Annotated in this window: 15 protein-coding genes and 1 tRNA gene; 5 read left to right on the forward strand and 11 right to left on the reverse strand. The window is 58.1% G+C overall.

The window, feature by feature from the left end:
- Positions 1 to 65 precede the first annotated feature (65 nt).
- The 5 genes from PYTT_RS09030 to PYTT_RS09050 all read right to left on the reverse strand — a co-directional run bounded on the left by PYTT_RS09030 (position 66) and on the right by PYTT_RS09050 (position 3718).
- A complete protein-coding gene (locus PYTT_RS09030; protein WP_067777801.1) occupies positions 66 to 845 on the reverse strand; it encodes a MotA/TolQ/ExbB proton channel family protein in 780 nt (259 codons plus the stop codon).
- A gap of 234 nt (positions 846 to 1079) precedes the next feature.
- A complete protein-coding gene (gene nth / locus PYTT_RS09035) occupies positions 1080 to 1703 on the reverse strand; it encodes an endonuclease III (protein WP_067777802.1) in 624 nt (207 codons plus the stop codon).
- A 72-nt stretch (positions 1704 to 1775) separates the two neighbouring features.
- Positions 1776 to 1979, reverse strand: a complete 204-nt coding sequence (locus PYTT_RS09040) for a hypothetical protein (protein ID WP_067777803.1) — start codon at positions 1977 to 1979, stop codon at positions 1776 to 1778.
- Between the two features lie 33 nt (positions 1980 to 2012).
- On the reverse strand, positions 2013 to 2894 hold the full coding sequence (locus PYTT_RS09045; protein WP_067777804.1) for a hypothetical protein: 882 nt from the start codon (positions 2892 to 2894) through the stop codon (positions 2013 to 2015).
- A gap of 26 nt (positions 2895 to 2920) precedes the next feature.
- On the reverse strand, positions 2921 to 3718 hold the full coding sequence (locus PYTT_RS09050; protein WP_067777805.1) for an MreC domain-containing protein: 798 nt from the start codon (positions 3716 to 3718) through the stop codon (positions 2921 to 2923).
- A gap of 477 nt (positions 3719 to 4195) precedes the next feature.
- Here PYTT_RS09050 and PYTT_RS09055 point away from each other — a divergent pair, with 477 nt between their 5' ends.
- Positions 4196 to 5104 (forward strand): M28 family peptidase, encoded by a 909-nt coding sequence (locus PYTT_RS09055; RefSeq protein WP_067777953.1) that lies wholly within the window; start codon positions 4196 to 4198, stop codon positions 5102 to 5104.
- A 124-nt stretch (positions 5105 to 5228) separates the two neighbouring features.
- On the opposite strand, the gene PYTT_RS09060 is transcribed toward PYTT_RS09055, so the two are convergent.
- On the reverse strand, positions 5229 to 7373 hold the full coding sequence (locus tag PYTT_RS09060) for a polyribonucleotide nucleotidyltransferase (protein WP_067777806.1): 2145 nt from the start codon (positions 7371 to 7373) through the stop codon (positions 5229 to 5231).
- A gap of 360 nt (positions 7374 to 7733) precedes the next feature.
- Here PYTT_RS09060 and PYTT_RS09070 point away from each other — a divergent pair, with 360 nt between their 5' ends.
- Positions 7734 to 8993, forward strand: coding sequence for a TlpA family protein disulfide reductase (locus PYTT_RS09070; protein ID WP_067777808.1), 1260 nt, complete (start codon positions 7734 to 7736; stop codon positions 8991 to 8993).
- A gap of 9 nt (positions 8994 to 9002) precedes the next feature.
- The gene (locus tag PYTT_RS09075) at positions 9003 to 10352 is read left to right on the forward strand and encodes a CCA tRNA nucleotidyltransferase (RefSeq protein WP_083077090.1); all 1350 of its coding nucleotides are present in this window, start codon (positions 9003 to 9005) and stop codon (positions 10350 to 10352) included.
- On the opposite strand, the gene PYTT_RS09080 is transcribed toward PYTT_RS09075, so the two are convergent.
- Positions 10325 to 10783, reverse strand: a complete 459-nt coding sequence (locus PYTT_RS09080; protein WP_067777809.1) for a GNAT family N-acetyltransferase — start codon at positions 10781 to 10783, stop codon at positions 10325 to 10327. The genes PYTT_RS09075 and PYTT_RS09080 overlap by 28 nt on opposite strands.
- 20 nt (positions 10784 to 10803) lie before the next feature.
- A complete protein-coding gene (locus PYTT_RS09085) occupies positions 10804 to 11577 on the reverse strand; it encodes a zinc metallopeptidase (RefSeq protein ID WP_083077093.1) in 774 nt (257 codons plus the stop codon).
- A 416-nt stretch (positions 11578 to 11993) separates the two neighbouring features.
- On the opposite strand from PYTT_RS09085, the gene PYTT_RS09095 reads away from it, so the two are divergent.
- Complete coding sequence (locus PYTT_RS09095; RefSeq protein WP_067777811.1) at positions 11994 to 12368, forward strand: hypothetical protein; 375 nt, start codon at positions 11994 to 11996, stop codon at positions 12366 to 12368.
- 177 nt (positions 12369 to 12545) lie between these two features.
- On the opposite strand, the gene plsX is transcribed toward PYTT_RS09095, so the two are convergent.
- From plsX to PYTT_RS09110, 3 genes are all read right to left on the reverse strand, one after another.
- Positions 12546 to 13577 (reverse strand): phosphate acyltransferase PlsX, encoded by a 1032-nt coding sequence (gene plsX, locus PYTT_RS09100; RefSeq protein ID WP_067777812.1) that lies wholly within the window; start codon positions 13575 to 13577, stop codon positions 12546 to 12548.
- 103 nt (positions 13578 to 13680) lie between these two features.
- Entirely contained in the window at positions 13681 to 13872 is a 192-nt protein-coding gene (gene rpmF / locus PYTT_RS09105) for a 50S ribosomal protein L32 (RefSeq protein ID WP_067777813.1), read from the reverse strand.
- A 55-nt stretch (positions 13873 to 13927) separates the two neighbouring features.
- Positions 13928 to 14416 carry a YceD family protein gene (locus PYTT_RS09110; RefSeq protein WP_067777814.1) on the reverse strand — a complete coding sequence of 163 codons (489 nt, stop codon included), beginning with the start codon at positions 14414 to 14416 and terminating at the stop codon, positions 13928 to 13930.
- A gap of 133 nt (positions 14417 to 14549) precedes the next feature.
- On the opposite strand from PYTT_RS09110, the gene PYTT_RS09115 reads away from it, so the two are divergent.
- Positions 14550 to 14634 (forward strand) — tRNA-Leu (locus PYTT_RS09115).
- Positions 14635 to 14694 lie beyond the last annotated feature (60 nt).

Raw genomic sequence — 14694 nt, forward strand, 5'->3', positions numbered from 1 at the left:
TAGTGTTCCTCCTGTCCGGTTTTCAGGTCGAACAGGAGTGGCGGTTTTCACCCTCCTGAGGAGATTTAGGCGAGACCTTCGGGGATGCGGGCAAGCTGGGCTTCAGCGTTGACCACGTTGATGGAGGTGTTGACCATTTCCTGCAACGTGTTGACGCATTCGGCTTCGCGGGCATTCGCAATACCCTTCTGGAAGAAGAAGCAGGGAATGGCGATAATGGCGATGATCAGACCCCAGAAGGTCGTGAGAAGCGCCACGGAGATGGAGCCTGCGAGCTGGGTCGGGTCGGCCTGACCGGATTCGGCGAGAATGGCGAAGGCGCCGACCATCCCCTGCACCGTACCGAAGAGTCCGAGCATCGGAGCGACCTGGCCGGAGAGGGCGAGCATGTTGATGTATTTCATCATGGTGCTGCGCTCGTTGGAGGTGAAGTCGGCGATGGAGTCTTCGATGGCGTCCTTGCCGAGGTCTTCGGGTCGCGTGGCGTCCACGTTCGGCAGGGCATAGGCGACAAGGCGGCCGAGGTAGGTCGGGCTGCTGGCGGCCATTTCAATGGCGGAGCGAACGCGGCATTCGCTCATCAGCTGCATGAGGTTGGCCTTGAGTTCGGCCGGGCAGTATTTTTCCTGCTTGAGGTTTGTTGCATTGAAGATAAGCAGAAAAATCACGAGCGCCAAGAGGAAGATGAGGGGAATCATGGTCCAACCACCATCAATGACCCATTGGTCGAGCATGTTTTTGGATTTGACGCTTTTCTCTGCAGCAAAGGCGGAGTTTGCGAGGAAGAGAGTCGCGGTTGCGGTGAGAGCGACTGCGCGGCGGCTGTAACGACGGATTGTTTTCATAATGTTATTTAATGCTGCTTGTGCAAAAATGACGGATTCCATTTAATCAGATTTTTCCGGGATGACAAGCATGTTTTGCAGGCTTTTTGATTTTTCTAGCCAATTGTGACGCTTTTGTGACAGAAAGCGGAGGAAAGGAGCGTATGGTGCAGTTTCCGGGAGGAAAGGCGATGGAAGATGTGCAGGAGTTGCCTGTGTTTTTCTTCTATTGTCAATTTTTTGTGAAGATGCGTTTTATGGGGAAATATTAAGGGCGGAGCAGATCGGGCATGTGCCGCCGCAGCCTCTTGCCGGACAATACTGCCTGCCGTAGAGGACGATGCGCAAGTGAAGGGCTCCCCATTCCCGGCGGGGGTAAAGTTTTTTCAGGTCGCGTTCGACTTGCTCGACGTTGGTGCCTTTGCTGAGTTTCCATTTCCGCGCAAGGCGATAGATGTGCGTGTCCACGGGGAAGGCCGGATGACCGTATGCCTGGTTCATGACGACGCTGGCCGTTTTGTGTCCGACGCCCGGCAGGGCTTCCAGTTCTTCAAAGGAGGAAGGGACGATGCCGCCATGCCGTTCTTCGATGATGCGCGAGGTTTCGACGATGGAGGCGGCTTTGCGTTCGGAGAGGCCGCATGTGGCAATGTAGGGCCTGACTTCTTCCGGGGTGAGCTGCGCCATTTGCCGGGGGGTGGATGCGCGGGCAAAGAGGGCGGGCGTGACCAGGTTGACGCGTGCATCCGTGCATTGGGCGGAGAGCATGACGGCGATGAGCAGGGTGTAGGCGTCTTTGTGCTGCAGGGGGATGTCCGGCGCGGGATAGAGTTCCGCCAATGTGGCTGAGACGATGGAGGCCCGTTCTTTGATGGTCATGGCAAGTGGTGTCGTGCGGACAAAAAAGCCGCCTCGTGAGGAGGCGGCTTTCGTTTTGGGTGGTTCTGGCCGTTATCGGCGCATGTTGGACAAGGGGCCCAGTTGTGCGTCGCCTTCGGCTTTCTGGATGGTGTTCCAGGGTTTCGTGTTCCCTTCCGTTCCTCTCGGTTCCACGACGACTCGTCCGTTGTCCGGTACGGTGCGCGGGGTACTCTGGCAGGAGGCGCAGAGGAGGATTCCCGTGGCGGCGATGAGGGCGGCGAATGTCGTTTTCATGGTTTGTCCGGCGGTTGGGTTGAGCCTGGTTCTTTAGTAGCCGTGAGGTTTGCGGCGGATGACGGTGTCGCCTACTTCGAGGCGAAGTCCCTGTGTGATTTTCTTCGGGTCGAAGTCGGCGATGACCTGGCCGTTTTCGATGCGCGTTACCTTGAGGGTGGCAATGGGCTGGCCGTCGCGGATGACGAGGAGGACGTGATCCGGGCCGAGGCCGATGCGGCTGTCCTGGCCGACGTTGACGACAACGTAGTTCCAATGGTTGTTGACGGCGGCGATGGAGTAGAGGTCTTCATTCTTGCGAAGGGTTTCGCGGTAGTCGGCCTGTTTGTCCTGCAGATCGGAAAGGTTGGTTTCTTCGCGGCTCGTTTTGGTTTTGGCTGCGGTGACGAGTGTGTCGAGTTCTTCCTTTTCGGCAATGAGGTTGGCGTTTTCCTGCTTGACCTGATCGACTTCAAGTTTGATGCGTTCGACCATTTCCTTGACGTTGGTCGTGCTGGAGATGTCGATGCCGTATTCGCGCATTTTGTCGTTGTACTTGTCGATTTCGTCCTGAATGGCTTTGATTTTGGCAAGTTCGGCTTTCAATGCTTCCTTGGCGGCTTCCAGGTTGCCTTCAGCGACTTGGAGGCGGCGGGCGGCTGCTTGGCAAAGAGTGCGGTTTTCCTGCATCGTGCGTTTGGCTTCCTTGCTGGCATCGATGCTCTTTTTACGTTCTTCGGCCGCTTTGTTCTGCTGGGCTTCGAGTTCTTTGCGAAGGGAGCGGAGGCCGCCGGCCTGGTCGTCCAGCACTTGTTCGCCTCCGCCGTGGGAGGCGACGATGAGGTCGTATTCCTTGCGTTGTTCAAGCGAGTAGTAGATCGCCGCTCCGCCGAGAATGCAGACAAGAAGTACCGTGATGAGTTGTGAGATTTTCATGGAAGTAAAGTGATCTTGGGAGTAAGTTACTTTTGCTTGCGGACGGAGACGACGCGATCACCGACGTGGATGCGTTCACCGGCGAGGAGGGTGCCGTACACGATGTCGGCTCCGGCTCGGTTGCTTTCGACGCTGGTGACGTTGAGCTCGGCGATTTTTTCATTGCCGCGCATGACTGCAAGGCGGGAACCCGATACGATGCCTTTGTTGGCTCCGCTGTCGATGATGACGAAGTTCAGGCTGGGATCGGAGGTGAGTACGCGAGCATCGACTTCAGGTTCGGAGATGCGGGAACGCTGGTCGGAGGCTTTCTTTTCAACGGCAAGGATGCGTTCGTTGAGTTGCTTGCTGCGGGTGGAGAGTTTGTCGCCCAAAGCACGGGCGTAGTCGTTTTCCTTCTTGATGCGATCGTTTTCCTGCTTCAAGCGGCCGACTTCTTCGATCATGTCCCGGATGGAGGCTTGTTGGCCGTTGAGCATCAGGGTGGCGAGAGCATCCTTGATTTCCTGATACTGGGCCTTGGTTTCTTCGGTCTGCGTGTTTACGCGAGCCGTTTCATCGTTGGTTTTGGCGGTTTCGCCGTCCAGACGATTGGTTTCCGCGATGTATTTTTGTGTTTCTTCGTCGAAGTATGTTTGACGAAGAATGGCATACGATTTTGTCGTAGCCTCGCGGGGAATGCTGTTTGCCGCTCGTTCGACGGCTTCCCATTGCAGGCGTTCGTAGCTTCTTTCCCCGTTGACGAGAGCTTGGTGATTTTTACAGTAAATAAAGGTTCCAAACAGGAAGAGGACGATGGATCCGATGGTTATTTTGCTCCACATGGCGTAAGATGAATAGTAGATTCGTAGCAGGTCGTCCTTATTTCTATATGAGTATCGGCCGTAATGCAATCTTAAAAATTGCTTTTCTCGTTTTTTTTGCCTTTTCGTGGTCATTTGTGCCTTTTTTTGCGATATTTTTTCTGTCTTTTTATGATGATAATTATTTTATGGTAAAAGATTAATATTTTTTATCATTTTTCTTAGCCATCCGAAGGGGGCGCAGTAGAGTCGGGCGCATTTTCGCGTTTTTTCAAGGCAAATTTTTCTTTTCAAAATTGTGACATGTGCGTGTTTTTTTATCTTTTTATTTTGGTTGAAGCCGGTTTTTTTCTCGTTGAATGTACGATGGATGGCAATTCGGCGTTTGCTCTTGACGAGTTGCTCTTTTTTCAGGTAGTGTCGGGCATGCGTGTTTTGCGTTTTTGGCTTGTTCGTGTGGTGTTGCCGCTGTGTGCGGCTCTGGTTGTGGGGGGCTGCATGATTTCCCAATGCAGCGGTCCGGAGCATGCCGGCAGGCTTGAGGTGAAGGATGGTTTGCCCGCGAGGCTGGAGAAGCATGTGAGGTTTTTATCGGAGGATTGCCATCCGAGGTCGGTGGGTTTCCCGGCGAATCAGGAGAAGGTGCTGCGCTATATCGAGAAGGAGCTGGAGGGTTGCGGCGGGGAGGTGAAGAGGCTGCCGTTCAAGGCAGGGGAGAGGACGTATGAGAATGTGCAGGTGGTGTTTCCCGGCCGCAGGGCGGAGCGGGTGGTGGTGGGCGCCCATTACGATTCATGCGGGGAGACGCCGGGGGCGGACGATAATGCGAGCGCCGTGGCCGGTTTGCTGGAGCTTGCCCGTATGATGAGGGGGTGCAAGCCCGAGTGTACGGTGGAGCTGGTGTTTTATGCGAATGAGGAGCCTCCTTTTTTTGCGACGGAGCATATGGGGAGTGTGCATCATGCGAGGTCTCTGGTGAGGGACGGGGTGCCGGTGCGGGCGATGGTTTGCCTGGAGATGATCGGATTTTTTTCCGATGAGGACGATAGCCAGTCGTATCCGGCGCCGGGGATGGGGTTGCTGTTTCCCGACCGGGGGGATTTTGTAGCTGTTGTGGGGAACTGGGGGAGTTTCGGGCTGGCGAGGGGTGTGCAGCGCAAGCTGGCGGAGTTTTTGCCGACGGTGAGGCTGAATGTGCCGGATGTGGGGCTGGGGCTGGATCTTTCGGATCACAGGAGTTATTGGGCGGAGGGGCTGCCAGCCGTGATGGTGACGGATACGGCTTTTTTCCGGAACAGGAGTTACCATCAACCGACCGATACGGCGGATGCTCTGGATTACAGGCGTATGGCGGGGGTGGTGAAGGGGGTGTACGAGGCTGTGAAGGAGCTTGCCTCCGGCGAGTGACGGCGGAGCCCTGAGAAGGTTGCACGGAAGGAGCCTGGGCTGCTGCCGGAGGAGGCCGAAGGCGGTATGAAAAAGCCGCACCCGGTATCCGGATGCGGCTGGTGATGAGGTTGTGAGGCCAGGTTTATTCGGTGATGCCTGCGTCTGCGGCGTCCTTGGCCTTGGCATCGCGCTGGGCGGCGCGGATGGACATTTTCACGCGGCCTTTTTCATCGATGCCGATGCATTTGGCGGTGACGATGTCGCCGATGTTGACGACGTCTTCCGTTTTCTGCGTGCGGCCTTCGGCGAGTTCGGAGATGTGGATGAGTCCGTCTTTGCCCGGGAGGACTTCCATGAAGGCTCCGAAGGTGGTGGTGGAGACGATTTTACCGGTGTAGAGTTCACCGATTTCGATTTCCTGGAACATGCGTTTGATGAGGTAGAGTGCGCGGTCGAGGCCTTCCTGTTTGGAGGCGTAGATGCGTACGGTGCCGTCTTCTTCGATGTTGATGTCGGTGCCTGTTTCGGCCTGGATGGCTTTGATGTTTTTGCCGCCGGGGCCGATGAGTTCGCCGATGCGGTCCTGCGGGATGCTGGTGGACTCGATGCGCGGGGCATTCGGGCTCATGGTTCCCGGGGTGCTGATGGCGGCATTCATGGTGTCGAGGATCTGAGTGCGGCCGTTTTTGGCGAGGACGATGGCTTCTTCAAGGATGGAGAGCGGGATGCCCGGGAGCTTGAGGTCGAGCTGGTAGCCCGTGACGCCTGCTTCGGAGCCGCAGAGTTTGAAGTCCATGTCGCCGTAGAAGTCTTCGGAGCCGATGATGTCGAGCAGGGTTTCATGGCGTTCCATTTCGTTCTGTTCGTTGAAGACGGTGACAAGGCCGACGGAGATGCCGGCGACGGGGCGCTTGAGAGGTACGCCTGCATGGAGGAGGGACATGGTGCCTGCGCAGACGGATGCCATGGAGGTGGATCCGTTGGATTCCATGATTTCCGAGGATACGCGGATGGCGTACGGGAATTCGTCTTCCGCCGGGATGACGGGGGCGATGGAGCGTTCCGCAAGGGCGCCGTGGCCGATTTCGCGGCGGTTCTGACCTCCGAAGCGGCCGGTGTCGCCGACGGAGAAGGGCGGGAAGTTGTAGTGCAGGATGAAGCGTTTTTCATCTTCGCCGCCAGTGTAGGAGTCGAAGTATTGTTTGTCTTCGACGGGGGCGAGGGTGGCGAGGCACATGGACATGGTTTCGCCGCGGGCAAAGAGGGCGGAGCCGTGGACGACGGAGGGCAGGCAGCCTACTTCCGCGACGAGGGGGCGGAGCTGTTTGAGCTGGCGGCCGTCGGCGCGTTTGCCTTTTTCCATGATGGAGATGCGGAAGGCTTTTTTCTGGATGTATTCGAAGACCTGTTCGATGTCGAAGTCGGTGGCTTCGGGGTGGCGAGCCTTGATGGCGGTTTCGACTTCGTCGCGAAGGGCGCCGACTTTTTTCTGGCGTTCGACTTTGGAGTCGGCGTAGATGGCGGCTTCGATGCGGTCGCCTGCGATTTCGTATCCGATTTCGAGGAGTTCGGGTTTGGCGACGCAGAGTTCGTAGCTGCGTTTTTCCTTGCCGCAGAGGGCGCGGAGTTCTTCCTGTTTTTCACAGATGACGCGGACGTTTTCCTGTGCGAAGTGGAGGGCTTTGATGAATTCTTCTTCCGGGAGTTCGTTGGCCGCGCCTTCGATCATGATGACCTGGTCTTTGCTGCCGACGTAGACGAGGTCGAGGTCGCTGTCCTTGCGTTCGGTGTTGGTGGGGTTGATGACGAATTGGCCGTCGATGCGGCCGACGCGGACGGCGCCCACGGGTTCGGCGAAGGGGATGTCGGAGACGACGAGTGCGGCGGATGCGCCGTTGATGCTGAGGATGTCCGGGTCGTTTTCACCGTCTGCCGAGAGGAGGATGGCGATGATCTGGGTGTCGTAGAGGTAGCCCTTCGGGAACATGGGGCGAAGGGGGCGGTCCGTCATGCGGCAGGTGAGGATTTCCTTTTCGGTAGGACGGCCTTCACGTTTGAAGTAGCCGCCGGGGAACATGCCCGCTGCTGCCGCTTTTTCCTTGTATTCGACGGAGAGAGGGAAGAATGTCTGCCCTTCCTTGATTTTGGTGGCGCTGACGGCGGTGACGAGGATGACGGTGTCTCCGCAACGTACGGTGACGGCTCCGTCGGCAAGGCGTGCCATTTTGCCTGTTTCAATGGTGATGGGGGTTGCGCCGACGGCGCATTCGATGGAATGTATACTCATTGTATATTGGTTTCTTCTTGCATGGGCCGGGGCTTCACCTGCAAGAGCCGGCCCGTGCGGTTGCTCTTGTTGGCTTGAGGGTGATCCGGGCACGCCCAGGAAATGGGTCGGCCGACCGGGCGCTCCGCTCTTCCTCTGAATGGGAGGGGCTCATGCGCTGCCGGGCGGCAGGGCAGGTGGTTGAAAAGCTTCACAAGGCCTGCCGGATCATGGATACAGTGCAACTCTACAGCTGCCTGCACGACCATGTTAACAGATGTTTCACAGTTGGGCAAGCACATATTGCGGGAGTGTGTGCCGGGGGCGGTTCGGGGCGCAGTGGCGTCTTGACTACCCGGGAAATGGTGATAGGATGATGGCATGAATTGGTCATCACTTCTGTTGTGCGCGTTGGCGGTTTCTTCCATGCAGGTTTTCGGCAGCGAGGAGGGGATGAAGCAGGCGCTTGCCAAATGGAATAGCCAGGTGAGCGACTGGACGACTGCCTACGAGCACGCTTCTTCGGATGCGGATAAGGAGAAGCTGCTGAAGATTCAACCCGATGTGCTGGCGGCGGGGAAGGAGTTGTGGAAGGCGGTTCCCGTTGCGGAGTTTAAGGAGTCGTGGGCGTTTCCGGCGGTGGCGTGGTGGATGAATAATCCCGATCTTCTGGTGGCTGTCGTGCCCGAGAAGGAGCGTGCAGCGGCTGCGGAAGCTTTGCTGGCAGCCATGGAGAAGGTTCATTTTCTGTCGCCCGCCGCGGCCGATGTTTGTGCGGCTTTGAGTGCGGGGGCGTCTGCGCGCATGTATAAGGTGCTGGAGTCGATTTATCTGTCGAATTCCAGTTCGAGGGCGAAGGGGTGCGCGGCCTTGGGGATGGCGGTTATGCTGGGCAAGTCGTCGGAAGCCGAGCAGCGCGAGTATGTGTTCGGCGGGGCGGAGTTGGCGAGGAGCCAGAGGCTGCTGTATGTGAAGGAGGCTTTGTTGCGCTGCCCCGAGGCTCCGTTCGGAGGTTCGACGGTGGAGGCCGTGGCCGTGGAGGAGGTTTACCGCCTTTCCCATCTGGTCGAGGGGCGCGTGCCTCCGGCTCTGGAGGTGAAGTCCGCCGACGGAGCGACGGTGAAGCTTCCTTCGACGGCGAAGCCGACGCTTGTTTTGTTCTGGTCTCCGGAGGATGAGACTAGTCTTTCCATTATGGCGATGATGGACGAGTTCCGTTCGAAGCATCCCGGCATTGCCGTGTGTCCTGTGGTCAGCGGGGTGAAGCTGGCGGATCTGCCCGGGGTGATGGAGAAGAGAGGTTTGCAGGCGGAGTCGTATGTGGATGAGGAGGGTAAGGCGGTGGCGGATTACCGGTTGCCGGCTCTGCCGTATGCGTATTTGATCGGCGTGGACGGTAAGACGATTTATTGCGGGTATCCCGATATGGCGCTTCAGGCGAAGATACGCGAGTGTGTGAAGGGGCTGGAAGGCGATGTTTCTCCTGCACCGCAGGCTGTTCCTGTGGCTTCTCCTGCTCCGGAAGGCCGCCCGGTGCCCAGTCCTTCCGCGCCCGTTGCTGCAGGAGCGGCTGCCCCGGCGCCTTCCTCTCCGGCTGCTGATGCGGCTCCGCCGTTGCGCCCGATGCCAAGTTTCAAGTGATTGCCGTTTATGGGGGTTCATGTGCAGGATGCTTCGGGGATCGAGGGTGAGGCGAGGGCTGTCGCTTTTCGTTTGCGCGAGGCGGGGCATGAGGCGTTTTTCGTGGGCGGGAGCGTGCGCGATCGTCTTTTGGGGCTTCCGGTGAGGGAGGTGGATATTGCGACTTCGGCGAGGCCGGAGGAGGTGCTTCGGCTGTTTCCGAATTCGTGGGCGGTAGGGGTGAGTTTCGGCGTGGTGCTGGTGCCGGGCGGGAGGTTCCATTTCGATGTGGCGACGTTCCGGGAGGATGGGGAGTATCTGGACGGGAGGCACCCGGAGGGGGTGCGTTTTGCGACAGCCCGCGAGGATGTGGAGCGGCGGGATTTTACGGTGAACGGGTTGTTGGAGGATCCGGTTTCCGGCGAGGTGATCGATTATGTGGGCGGTTTGGAGGATTTGAGGCGGCGGGAGCTGCGGGCGATCGGCGATCCGGAGCGGCGTTTCCGGGAGGATTCCCTGCGCCTGTTGCGCGGTGTGCGGCTGGCGGTGACGAAGGGGTTTTCTCTGGAGGCCGGGACGTGGCAGGCTTTGCGCAATTTGGCTTTTTTGATCGGCCGCGTGGCTCCTGAGCGGGTGCATCAGGAGCTGGACAGGATTTGGCTGAGCTCCGGGCGGGGAAGAGGGCTCGATTTGCTGATGGATTCGGGGCTGATGGGGGAGGTGGTGCCGGAGTTTTTGGCGTTGCGCGGGTGCGAGCAGCCTCCGCAGTGGCATCCGGAGGGGGATGTGTATACGCATACGCGGATGATGCTCGATTTGCTGGAGGGGGAGCCGTCTCTCTCGCTGGTGTGGGCGGTGCTGCTGCATGATATCGGCAAGCCTGCGTGTTTCCGTGTGGATGAGACGGGGCGTATCCGGTTCAATGGTCACGATGCTGTGGGCGCTTTGCTGGCCGGGGAGATTCTCCGGCGGTTGAAGTATTCGCGGGAGATGGTGCAGTCCGTGGTGAGGAAGGTGGAGCGGCATATGCAGTTCATGAATGTGCGGAGTATGCGCTCCGGGAAGTTGCGCCTTTTTATGGCGGGCGCGGATTTCGCAGATGAGCTGGCTCTGCACCGGGCGGATTGCCTGGCTTCCAATGGCGGTTTGGAGAATTACGATTTTGTGTGCGGGGAGCTGGCGAAGCTGAAGGATGTTCCGGTGTTGCCTCAGCCGTTGTTGCAGGGCAGGGATCTGATGGCGCTCGGTTTGAGGCCCGGGCCTTTGTTCAGGCTGGTACTGGAAGGTGCGTTGATCGAGCAGGCGGAAGGTTTGTTTGCCGATCGCAAGGGTGCTTTGAAGTGGCTGGCGGATTATGTGTGTTCCGCGTCCATGGCCTGAGGGTGCCTGATCCAGCGGAGGTAGGGGATGCCTTCGATGGTTTCCTCCTGTGCCGGGGTGAAGCCCAGCGATGTGTAGAAGGAGTGGAGGCTGCCGCCCGGTTCGTCGTTTTTCCGGAGGGCATGGAGGTAGATGGGGCGTGTGTGGCCAAGAGATTCCATGGCGGCACGCATGAGCGCTGTGCCGAGTCCCTGGCGGCGGATGGTGTGGCGTACGGCGAGGTAGCCGATGGCGGCATGCGAGGGGGAGTAGATGAGAGCGGCCGCGATGGTGGCGCCGCTGCGTATGCAGAGGACGCTGCCGCGGCCGATGTTGCGTCGGAATGTCCGGCTGTAGTCTGCTTCGTCGTAGTCGGGGAAGGAGTCGCGCACGCTTTCCGCCAGTTCGAGCAGGGCGGGGATGTCCCGGTGCCGTGCGGCAGAGATGAGCATGCGCGAGGAGGATGGCGGGGTTAGCGCCTGTCGTTCATGGCGGAGAAGAAGCGCATGGCGTAGTACAGGAGCATGGCCAGCGAGGAGAGCGCACCGACGACGTAGGTCATGGCTGCCCAGAAGAGGGCGCTTTTGGCCTGGTTGTATTGGATGGCGTTGCTGACTCCGGATGCCTGTATCCATGCCAGGGCGCGGCGGGATGCATCGAATTCGACGGGGAGGGTGACGAAGGCGAAGAGGGTGGTGAGCGCAAAGAGGGCGACGCCGATGCCGAGTACCCACGGGGAGCCGCCTGCTGCCAGCAGGATGATGCCGAGCATGAGTACCCATTGCACGAGGTTCGAGGAGAGCTGGACGATGGGGACGAGGGCTGAGCGCATGGTGAGCCAGTGGTAGGCCTTGGCATGCTGTACGGCATGACCGCATTCGTGCGCGGCGACAGCTGCCGCAGCGACGGTGTGTGCTCCGTAGACGGTTTCGCTGAGGTTGATGGTTTTGTCTTTCGGGTTGTAGTGGTCCGTGAGGCTGCCGGGTGTGCATTCGACGGTGACGTCGTAGATGCCGTTTTCTTCAAGCATGCGTTCGGCGATCTGTTTGCCCGAGAGCGGGATTTCCATCTGGGAATATTTTTCGAAACGGCTTCTGAGCATGTAGCTGACAAACCAGCTTGCCAGTACGGATGCGCCGACGATCCACCAGTACCAGGCGATCTGCGAGTAGGCTCCGTAACTCGGCGAGGAGTCGTAACCCGTGTTGTAATAAGCGAGTATCAGGGAGTCAAATAAGGAATTCATGCCAGTGTTTGAGTCTTGTTACGGTTGTTTTGTTCAATTTTTGTTGGCGAAAGTTTTCGCCGCATTCAAATACGCAGGGAGCGTGTCATTTTTTTCAGAAAAGGCATTGACAGAAGTAGAGGATAGGTTATATTCTCGCGCGTGCAGCAGAAGAATATTCCATCAGTCACTTTGCCGACGAGCGATTACGATCGCATGGTGCGCATGAGCAATCATTCTCTGGTCAGCATCCTGAGAGAGCATGTGCTGTCGGTTCATCGGGTTCAACGTTTTTCGCCCCGTCCGCCGGAAGATCACGATGCGTATGCCGTGAACCGGTGTCCGGATCATATCATCGTCCATTTGTGGAGGGAAGGCAGGGAGATTTTCCAGTGCGTGTTCGTGCCTCCGGTAGAGTATTAGCAAGTTTTTTTGCGATGAAGGGGTTGTTCGATATCGTCTGTGTTCTGGGGCTGGCAGCTCTGTCCGCGTCGTGCCAGGTTCAACGGCCCGTGTCGGAGGTGTGGAAGCCGGTTCCCCGTTTTGCCGTTCCCCAGCATCAGGTGGAGGAGCAGGATGTTTATGTGATTTCCGCCCGGCCGACGGAACCCAGTACGGTGGTCGGTTCGTTCCATGTGGACAGGAATGCCCGTATGAATATGGAGGATGAGGAGCTGCAGCGGCATATCCGCGTGCAGGCTGCCGCCATGGGTGGGAATACGGTGGTGTATTCGGATCATCAGACGAAGGCAGAGGTGCTTTACGTCCATGAGGAGACGAATAGTTTCCACGGCGGGGATGATGTGGAGTAGGGCGGCGGTTTGTCCTCCTTTCCGTTTTTCCGGTCGTTTGCGTGGCCGGGCTGTCTCCGGCGTATGAGGAGTGAGGATTTTGCCTGTTTCGGCGGCGGGCCGGAGGGTGCAAGAAGAACGCCGCCCCAGCTTTGATGCGGAGGCGGCGTGAGTATGAGGTTTGTTCAGCGGTGTGAATCAGGCTGCGCTGATGTCGCCGAGTTTCTGCATGGCTTCGATGATGCGCGGGTTGATGCCGTTGCGGTGCATTTCGTTGGCGATGCGGATGGCGTTGAAGATGGCGGTGCTGTTGGCGCTGCCGTGGGCGATGATGGATACGCCGTTGACGCCGAGCAGGGGGCTGCCTCCGGTCTGGTTCGCATCAAGGCGGAGTTTCATGGCGTTGAAGGCGCCTTTCATCATGAGTGCTCCTGCCATGCGGACGGGGGATGCCTTGATTTCCGCCTTGAGCCATTTGCCGAAGGCTTTGGCTGTGGCTTCGCAGGTTTTGAGCAGGACGTTGCCGGTGAAGCCGTCCGTAAGGACGACGTCGAGTTCGTGTTCGAAGAGGTCGTGGCCTTCGACGTTGCCGACGAAGTCGAAGGGGAGTTTGCCGGCCGCTTCGAGGCGGCGCATGAGTTTGAGGGTGTCTTTGGTGAATTCGTTGCCTTTGCCTTCTTCCGTGCCGTTGCTCATGAGGCCGACCTTGGGGTTGGGTTTGCCGAAGATTTGCCGTGCCATGATGGAGGCCATGATGGCGTAGCCGACGAGGTGGGTGGGTTTGGCATCCGGGTTCGCCCCGGTGTCGGTGACGTTGCAGACGCCGTATTCGTTCGGTAGCTGGGTGACGATGCCCGCGCGTTCAACTCCTTCGAGAAGGCGGAGTTTGATGGTGGAGGCGGCGACGGCCGCTCCGGTGTTGCCCGCGCTGAGGACAGCATCGCATGTGCCGTTTTTGACGAGATCCACGGCGAGGGACATGGAGGAGTTCTTTTTCTGGCGCACGGCCATCAGGCCGGATTCTTCCATGCCGACGACTTCGGGTGCATGGACGATTTCGATGCGGGGGGAGGCGAGGCCGATGCCGTCGCACCCTTTTTGCAGTGTGGTTTCATCTCCGACGAGGTAGATTTTTTTGACGTCGGGAAAGGCGGAGAGTGCCAGCTGGGCTCCCTCAAGGTTGATGGCTGGGGCGAAGTCGCCGCCCATGGCGTCGAGAGCAAGTTTCATGTTTGGATGCGCCAAGTATGCGGGAATATGGAATGAAGTCAATGCGAAAAACCGTCTCGCACAGCAGGCGGGACGGTTTTTGAAAGAATCGCTGGAAGCCGGATCAGGCTTCGACTTCGATGATGACTTCGGCGCCGCTGCGGGTGGTGTAGGTCTTGCAGGTCGGGCAGGCCGTGTGGCCGGGGACGCTGCTGCCGCACTTCGGGCACTGGCGGAGTTTGGGTGCACGCCATGCCTGAGCGGCGAGACGCGTGCGTTGCTTCATCTTGGATGTTCTGCGCTTGGGAGCTGCCATAATCGTGTATTTGAGTTAAAGGTGTGTGAACTGTGCGATTGCGGGGGAGGGAAGCCTATTTTTTGCCGAGGTCGTCAAGGGCATCCCAGACACTGCTGCCACCGTGGGCGGAACTTTCTACACCATGTTCGGGGTGTTTGTCCAGTCCAAAATCATTATTTTCGAGATTTATTTGACATGAGAGGCCCGCCAGTTCGCATTTCGGGTAGTTCGGGAGTTCCAGTACGATTTCTTCGCGGAGTTCGTCGGTGGCATCCACTTCCGCTCGGTCGCCGATTTCGATGGAGACGGCGATGTCGTCCAGCGCGATGGTGTGTTCGAAGTTTTGTAGGCATCGGGCACAGCGGAACCGGAAGGGAGCGGAGATGCTGCCGCGAAGGAAGAGTTCGGTTTCGAAGCGTTCGACGTCGAGATCGTAGGAAAGAGGGCCGATTGAGGAGATTTCTTCCGAGTCGATGCCGAAAATTTCACCGTCCACTTCTCCGGAGATGTGCATTCCTTCTTCCGGGAGGGTATCGAGCGGTATTCTCAATTGTTTCTGCATGGCTTGAGACTACGGCGGGAGGTGTCGAATGGCAAGGAAATTTCCCGTTTTCAGATTTTAATGACACTTGGTTCATTTTTTTTTCTTGCGGGCGGGCGGTGGTTGTGGTTCAATACGCCCATCCCAATGACGTGCGCACGTGGCGGAATTGGTAGACGCGCTGGTTTCAGGTTCCAGTGAGTAACATCGTGGAGGTTCGAGTCCTCTCGTGCGCACCAAACTTTTATAGGCAGCAGTAATGCTGCTTTTTTTGTGCCTCCTTGGTATGGTGATGGGCA

The organism is Neoakkermansia glycaniphila, assembly GCF_900097105.1.
In the GTDB taxonomy this organism is placed as follows: Bacteria; Verrucomicrobiota; Verrucomicrobiia; order Verrucomicrobiales; family Akkermansiaceae; genus Akkermansia; species Akkermansia glycaniphila.

Bases quoted from the DNA above. Each gene is read 5' to 3' on its own strand.
- PYTT_RS09030 (WP_067777801.1), bottom strand. From the start codon at position 845: ATGAAAACAATCCGTCGTTACAGCCGCCGCGCAGTCGCTCTCACCGCA.
- nth (WP_067777802.1), bottom strand. From the start codon at position 1,703: ATGACCATCAAAGAACGGGCCTCCATCGTCTCAGCCACATTGGCGGAA.
- PYTT_RS09040 (WP_067777803.1), bottom strand. From the start codon at position 1,979: ATGAAAACGACATTCGCCGCCCTCATCGCCGCCACGGGAATCCTCCTC.
- PYTT_RS09045 (WP_067777804.1), bottom strand. From the start codon at position 2,894: ATGAAAATCTCACAACTCATCACGGTACTTCTTGTCTGCATTCTCGGC.
- PYTT_RS09050 (WP_067777805.1), bottom strand. From the start codon at position 3,718: ATGTGGAGCAAAATAACCATCGGATCCATCGTCCTCTTCCTGTTTGGA.
- PYTT_RS09055 (WP_067777953.1), top strand. From the start codon at position 4,196: ATGATTTCCCAATGCAGCGGTCCGGAGCATGCCGGCAGGCTTGAGGTG.
- PYTT_RS09060 (WP_067777806.1), bottom strand. From the start codon at position 7,373: ATGAGTATACATTCCATCGAATGCGCCGTCGGCGCAACCCCCATCACC.
- PYTT_RS09070 (WP_067777808.1), top strand. From the start codon at position 7,734: ATGAATTGGTCATCACTTCTGTTGTGCGCGTTGGCGGTTTCTTCCATG.
- PYTT_RS09075 (WP_083077090.1), top strand. From the start codon at position 9,003: ATGGGGGTTCATGTGCAGGATGCTTCGGGGATCGAGGGTGAGGCGAGG.
- PYTT_RS09080 (WP_067777809.1), bottom strand. From the start codon at position 10,783: ATGCTCATCTCTGCCGCACGGCACCGGGACATCCCCGCCCTGCTCGAA.
- PYTT_RS09085 (WP_083077093.1), bottom strand. From the start codon at position 11,577: ATGAATTCCTTATTTGACTCCCTGATACTCGCTTATTACAACACGGGT.
- PYTT_RS09095 (WP_067777811.1), top strand. From the start codon at position 11,994: ATGAAGGGGTTGTTCGATATCGTCTGTGTTCTGGGGCTGGCAGCTCTG.
- plsX (WP_067777812.1), bottom strand. From the start codon at position 13,577: ATGAAACTTGCTCTCGACGCCATGGGCGGCGACTTCGCCCCAGCCATC.
- rpmF (WP_067777813.1), bottom strand. From the start codon at position 13,872: ATGGCAGCTCCCAAGCGCAGAACATCCAAGATGAAGCAACGCACGCGT.
- PYTT_RS09110 (WP_067777814.1), bottom strand. From the start codon at position 14,416: ATGCAGAAACAATTGAGAATACCGCTCGATACCCTCCCGGAAGAAGGA.